The organism is Devosia sp. (assembly GCF_040509215.1).
GTDB lineage: Bacteria > Pseudomonadota > Alphaproteobacteria > Rhizobiales > Devosiaceae > Devosia.
Map to the genome: position 1 here is coordinate 1 of NZ_JBEVLL010000399.1, position 6,359 is coordinate 6,359.

The following is a 6,359-nucleotide window of genomic DNA, read 5'->3' on the forward strand; positions in this document are numbered from 1 at the left end:
CCAAGACTCTTGCGGAACATAGGTGGAACACATATAGTCGTTCCGTCTATGTTCCGATTCTGGGGTCGCCGGGCAATGCTGACGCGCAAACAACACGAACTTCTCATGTTCATTCATGAACGCATGAAGGAAAGCGGCATTCCGCCGTCCTTCGATGAAATGAAGGACGCGCTTGATCTCGCCTCCAAGTCCGGCATTCACCGGCTGATTACAGCCCTCGAAGAGCGTGGCTTCATCCGCCGTTTGCCCAATCGGGCCCGCGCGCTGGAGGTGGTCAAGCTCCCCGACTCGATGAACCCTTCATTGGGTGGTCGCAAGGCACGCTTCGAGCCCTCCGTCATTGAGGGCAATCTGGGCAAGGTGGCTTCGCCCCCCGCACGCAGCAATGACGACTATGCCCGCCCGATTTCGATCCCGGTCATGGGCCGCATCGCTGCTGGTACGCCGATCGAAGCGATCCAGAGCCACTCCCATACCATCGCCGTTCCCCCGGAAATGCTCGGCGCTGGCGAGCACTATGCGCTCGAAGTGCGCGGCGACTCGATGATTGAAGCCGGTATTTTTGACGGCGATACGGTGCTCATCAAGAAGCAGGACACGGCTTCGACGGGCGAAATCATCGTTGCCCTGGTGGATGACGAAGAAGCAACCCTCAAGCGCCTGCGCCGCAAGGGCAACACGGTTGCGCTTGAGGCCGCCAACCCCGCCTATGAAACCCGTATCTTCCCGCCCGATCGCGTAAAGGTTCAGGGCCGGCTCGTTGGTCTCTTGCGGAAATATTGATGAGCGTGGCCGCCACACCTGAAGCGGTGATGGCGGCTTATGTCGATCGTATCAACCGGCACGATTTTGACCTGTTGATCTCCTTGATCGACCCAGAAGCCAGCTTCTGGTTCAGTTCCGGCACCTATCAAGGTCACGCTGCGGTGCGCGAAGCCTTCGAGCGCACATGGCAACGTCTTGCCAACGAAACCTATTGGCTCGAAGACCTAATCTGGATCGCTAAAGGCGTCGAAGCTGCCAGCTGCACGTATCGCTTTCATTGGCGCGCGACTATCGACGGCGAAACCGCAGAGGGCAAAGGCCGAGGGACGACGGTTCTTGCCAAGGGCGAGAGCGGTTGGCATATCGTGCATGAGAATTTGAGCACTTTTCCGGAATAGCCGAAACGCCACGCGTCGCGACCGAAGTGCGCCGCAGCGGAGACCAGACCTTCTGCTCTGAGATGCAACGCGTTGGCATCGGCGGTGAAGCGTTGGTGGCATTCAGAGCTGCCGACGCATGCATCGCAACAACCCAAGCGTCTCGCGACAAAGATAATAGCAAAATTTAAGCCCATTTTTAGCGGCATCGCGCATCCTTTAGCCGACTCTAGGCCGCCTAATCGGAGGGAGGACCGCGATGCGCATCAGCACGATCACCAATTGGGCATATGCTTTGACCGTGGGTCTGACCTTGCTGTCAGGCGGTTCGTTCATCATTGCAACGCACTACGCGGATCGTGAGCGCGAAGCCCTCGATAGCGCCTGGAGAATTGATGAGAGCGCAGAGGTGCTGGCCCGGGCCGCCGAGCTAACCACCGAGGACGCCCGACTTTTTGTGTTCACTGGCGAGCAGCGCTATCTGGACGCATTTCGGGCCGCGTTGACCGAAGAGCGAAAACGAGAAAACGCCGTTCGTCTGCTGCGGGAAATGGGGCTGCCCGAAGAGGAAATGGCGGCACTTCGAACCGTGGAAACGAACGCCGAAATTCTCGATGCAATCGAGGAAAAGGCGGTCGCGGATTTCACCAACGGGACCGTGGATAAGGCCAAGGCAGCTCTTTTCTCTGCCGAGCACGAAGAAGCGCAGTTCAATCTGTTGAGCAGCGTTCGCCATTTGGTCGATCTGGTCGCAACGCTAACGCGCGGGCAGGTAGAACAGGCAAGCGCGCAGGCAGTTCTTTGGGGAACAATCGCCAAGTCGATGCTCGCGCTGACTGCTCTGGTCTTTCTTTGCGTGCTCTATTTCGTCCTCACGCGACGCGTCGCCAGGCCCTTGCTGCAGATGAGCAATGTCGTGCAGCGTCTGGCCCGGCAGGACTACGACGTTCAGCTTTTGTCAGATGGTCGCCGCGACGAGATTGGGGACCTCAACGAGGCTATTCAGGTCTTTCGCGACAACGGTTTGGAACGTGAGCGGCTGGACGCCGAACGGCGCAAGGATCAACAGACCAAAGATCAGATCCTTCAACTCATGCACCGCCTCCAGGCCTGCCGACAGGAAGGAGAGCTGGCGCCTGTCGTGGCGCTTTTTGCTTCGCAGTTGTTTCCCGATCTATCTGGCCATCTCTATGTGATGAACGCTGGCAGGACAGCGCTGATTTCCAAAAGTAGGTGGGGCACACCCACCTTATCGGGTGAGGAATTTACTGCCCTTGAATGCTGGGGAATTCGGAGAGGCAGGGCTCATTTGAGCGATGGCGCAAATAATGATGTCAGGTGCCTCCACCTGGCGGAGCGAGTTGCCAGTTCGGCTCTTTGTGTCCCGCTCTCTGCGCGCGGAGACACTGTGGGCGCGCTGTACTTCGAGGAAGTCGAGGGCAGCTCGGCCCTAAGCAAGGCGCGAACCTATGTGGAGCTGATCGCCGAGAATTTGGCGCTGGCGATCGCCAACCTTCAGTTGAGGGATCGGCTGGCCAATCTCGCGGTCAAAGATCCGCTGACGGGACTGCTCAACCGGCGCTCGCTCGACGAAAACCTGGCTGACCTGATCCAGGAGAACAAGGATGTTCCTACCTCGCTGATGATGATCGATATCGATCACTTCAAGCGTTTCAATGATCAGTTTGGGCATGATGCTGGCGATTTCGTCATGGGCCAGGTCGCCGCCATCATCACAAATGTTGCCGGACAGGGCGGCGTGGCACACCGGTATGGCGGCGAGGAATTTGCCGTCATACTTCGCGAGCACGACGGGACCGCCGGGCTCCAAAAGGCAGAGGCTATAAGGCACGCCATCGAGACCGCACCGATCGACTATCAGGGGCAGCCTTTGGGCACCTTGACGGTTTCCATCGGTGTTGCCACCACAGAAGACAACCGCCCCAAAGCGACCCTGATGCAACGAGCCGATGCGGCGCTTCTGCGGGCCAAGTCCGGCGGCAGAAATGTGGTCGTTAGCGATTGGTCCGGCCGCGCCAACAGGCGTCTCGCATAGAACACTTCCTGCGGCGTTGCGCCCCAAAAAAGACAGTTACTATGCCAATCAAAAGGCCGAGCCGCATGTGATGCTGCCCGGCCTTTCGTCAAAGCGTAGTTACGCTTCTATCAGCTCTAGTGGTTGTCGCGCGGCAGACCTTCGGTCTGGGCGATGCGCTGATACTTTTCTGCGGGCTTCAGGATGGCGCCGTCGCCGAGCTGACCAACGATACCGCGCTGGATTTCCTGCCACGGCGTCTGGTGCTTGGGGAACTTGTAGCCACCAGCAGCCTCAAGTGCCGCACGACGGGTCGCGATCTCTTCATGCGAGATCAGGATATCCGCCTCGCCCTTGTTGAGATCGATACGCACACGGTCGCCGGTCTTGAGAATGGCAAGATTGCCACCCGCAGCCGCTTCCGGGGAAGCGTTGAGGATCGAAGGCGAACCCGACGTACCTGACTGGCGACCATCACCGATGCAGGCGAGCGAGGAGATGCCCTTCTTGATAAGGTATGCCGGCGGACGCATGTTGACGACTTCGGCAGCGCCCGGGTAGCCGATCGGGCCAGCGCCGCGCATGAACAGCAGCGTGTGCTCGTCGATGTTGAGCGAGGGATCGTCGATGCGGTGGTGATAGTCCTCAGGACCATCGAACACCACGGCCTTGCCTTCGAACATGCCCGGGTGATCGGGGTTGTTCAGGTAGCGTTCGCGGAACTCGGTGGAGATCACGCTGGTCTTCATGATAGCGGTGTCGAACAGGTTGCCGCGTAGCACGAGGAAGCCCGCGTCGACCTTGAGCGGGTTATCGAAGTGGCGGATAACCTTGTCGTCCTGGATCGTCGTCGCGCGGCAATTCTCGCCAATGGTCTTGCCGTTGACGGTCGGTGCGTTCTCGCGGATGAGACCCTGCTTCATCAACTCGTTGACCACCGCCGGAACGCCGCCAGCGTGGTAGTAGTCTTCGCCGAGATATTCGCCGGCGGGCTGCAGGTTGACCAGCAGCGGCACCTTGTGGCCGTAGGTCTGGAAGTCCTGCAGTTCCAACTCGACGCCGATGTGCTTGGCAATGGCCTGGATATGGATCGGCGCATTGGTCGAGCCACCGATCGCCGAATTGACGACGATGGTGTTGATGAAGTTGTCCTTGGTCAGGATGTCAGAGGGCTTGAGGTCCTCATGCACCATGTCGACGATGCGCTTGCCGGTGCGGTAAGCCATTTCCTGGCGATCGCGATAGGGCGCCGGAATGGCAGCCGAACCGGGGAGCTGCATGCCGAGCGACTCGGCCAGCGAGTTCATCGTCGTAGCCGTGCCCATGGTGTTGCAATAGCCTGTCGACGGAGCGGACGAAGCAACGAGCTCGATGAACTGGGCGTAGTCGATCTCGCCGGCGGCCATCATCTGGCGAGCCTTCCAGACGATCGTACCCGAACCGGTACGCTCGCCCTTGTGCCAGCCGTTGAGCATCGGACCGACCGACAGGGCGATCGCCGGAATGTTCACGGTCGCCGCGCCCATCAGCATGGCCGGGGTGGTCTTGTCGCAGCCAATGGTCAGCACCACGCCGTCAAGCGGGTAGCCATAGAGCACTTCGACGAGGCCGAGATAGGCAAGGTTGCGGTCAAGGCCAGCGGTCGGGCGCTTCCCGGTTTCCTGGATCGGATGGACCGGGAATTCGATGGCGATGCCGCCGGCTTCACGAATGCCCTCACGCACGCGTTCAGCCAGGACGATGTGATGGCGGTTGCACGGGCTCAGGTCTGAACCGGTCTGGGCGATGCCGATGATCGGCTTGCCCGACTGCAACTCTTCGCGCGAGACGCCGAAATTCATGTAGCGCTCGAGATAGAGCGCGGTCATGTCCGGGTTTTCAGGATTATCGAACCATGCACGCGAGCGCAGTTTCTTCGCGGCACCGGCGCCATTGTCAGTCGTCATCGTCAAATTCCTTTTCCGTCCGCCGCAGCGAACCGTGGGGCCTTGGTTGACCCCGTTCTATCACGGCAAGCGCCGGTGTGAACGGCTCCAATCGAAAAAATCATACAATTGATTGCGCCGTTGCAACAGACCCCAGATGTGCCGGAACGCGCTGAAAATCTTACCAATCGAGGAGATCAATGCCGACCGCTCGGGTAGCGGGTGCGGTGGAACGCCCTGTTCAGAGTGAGAGAAGCCCATTAGGGTCGCGCCGCATTCATTTGGCGTTCGTCGAGGAGAGTTTGGGTTGAGCGAATCTGTTGCGTGGATTGCCGTCGATTGGGGCACATCCAATCTCCGCGGCTGGACAATCGATGCGGGCGGAAACGTCCTTGCATCCCGCAGTTCGCCCAAGGGAATGGGCAAACTCACCCGCGAAGAATTCCCGGCCGCGCTGGCCGAACTCCTTTCCGGCATCGACCTCACCGGCCTCACCGATGTCCTCGTCTGTGGCATGGCCGGGGCCCGGCAGGGCTGGCTTGAGGCTCCGTATCTCGAAGCACCGACCGACCTGCGTGGCCTTCTCAAAGGTGCCGTGCACCCCGATAGCGGTTCGGACAAGCTTAAGGTCTCGATCCTGCCCGGCGTCTGCCAGAAGCAGGGTGCGGATAATGTCATGCGCGGGGAGGAAACCCAGCTCCTCGGGCTCGCCAGCACCCTGCCCGGCTATTCCGGGCTCGTCTGCATGCCCGGCACGCATTCGAAATGGGCGCTGCTCGACGGCACCAAGATCGAGCACTTCACCACCGCCATGACCGGCGAAATGTTCGAGCTATTGTCCACCCATTCGGTGCTACGTCACTCGCTCGGCGGCGACCTTGATACACCCGAGCGTGCCGAGGGCTTTGCTGCAGGAGCCAAGGACGGCCTCGACCATCCGGCCGATCTGCTCGGCCAATTGTTCCGCGTGCGCGCCAGTGCCCTTGTCTCGAGCCGCCAGCCGGCCTGGTGCGCCGGCTATCTCTCAGGCTTGCTTATCGGCACCGAAATATCAGCCAATCGCCACCAGATCGGTAACGAACCCGTTCCGCTGATCGGCTCACCGACCCTATGCGCCCTCTATGGGCAAGTGCTGGAAATGGCCGGCGCCGCCGGTCGTCCTGTCGATGCTACCGCTGTCGTGCTGGCCGGCCTCAAAGCCGCCCGCGACGCCGCCTAAGGAGTCTCAATGTCCCACCGTCACATCATCGCCATCCT

5 protein-coding genes are annotated in these 6,359 nt (G+C 60.1%); 4 read left to right on the plus strand and 1 reads right to left on the minus strand.

The genetic code is table 11. From position 1 onward, the window contains the following. Window positions 1-75: 75 nt before the first annotated feature. The 3 genes from lexA to ABW043_RS22105 all read left to right on the plus strand — a co-directional run bounded on the left by lexA (window position 76) and on the right by ABW043_RS22105 (window position 3,198). On the plus strand, window positions 76-783 hold the full coding sequence (lexA, locus tag ABW043_RS22095; RefSeq protein WP_353923351.1) for a transcriptional repressor LexA: 708 nt from the start codon (window positions 76-78) through the stop codon (window positions 781-783). Beyond that, entirely contained in the window at window positions 783-1,163 is a 381-nt protein-coding gene (locus ABW043_RS22100; RefSeq protein WP_353923352.1) for a YybH family protein, read from the plus strand. The genes lexA and ABW043_RS22100 overlap by 1 nt, the downstream gene beginning before the upstream one ends. Before the next feature lie 238 nt (window positions 1,164-1,401). Further along, a complete protein-coding gene (locus tag ABW043_RS22105; RefSeq protein ID WP_353923353.1) occupies window positions 1,402-3,198 on the plus strand; it encodes a diguanylate cyclase in 1,797 nt (598 codons plus the stop codon). 116 nt (window positions 3,199-3,314) lie between these two features. On the opposite strand, the gene ABW043_RS22110 is transcribed toward ABW043_RS22105, so the two are convergent. Continuing rightward, a complete protein-coding gene (locus ABW043_RS22110; RefSeq protein WP_353923354.1) occupies window positions 3,315-5,123 on the minus strand; it encodes an IlvD/Edd family dehydratase in 1,809 nt (602 codons plus the stop codon). A gap of 286 nt (window positions 5,124-5,409) precedes the next feature. Between ABW043_RS22110 and ABW043_RS22115 the strand changes: the two genes are divergently transcribed. Continuing rightward, a complete protein-coding gene (locus ABW043_RS22115) occupies window positions 5,410-6,321 on the plus strand; it encodes a 2-dehydro-3-deoxygalactonokinase (protein WP_353923355.1) in 912 nt (303 codons plus the stop codon). The last annotated feature ends 38 nt before the right edge of the window (window positions 6,322-6,359 follow it).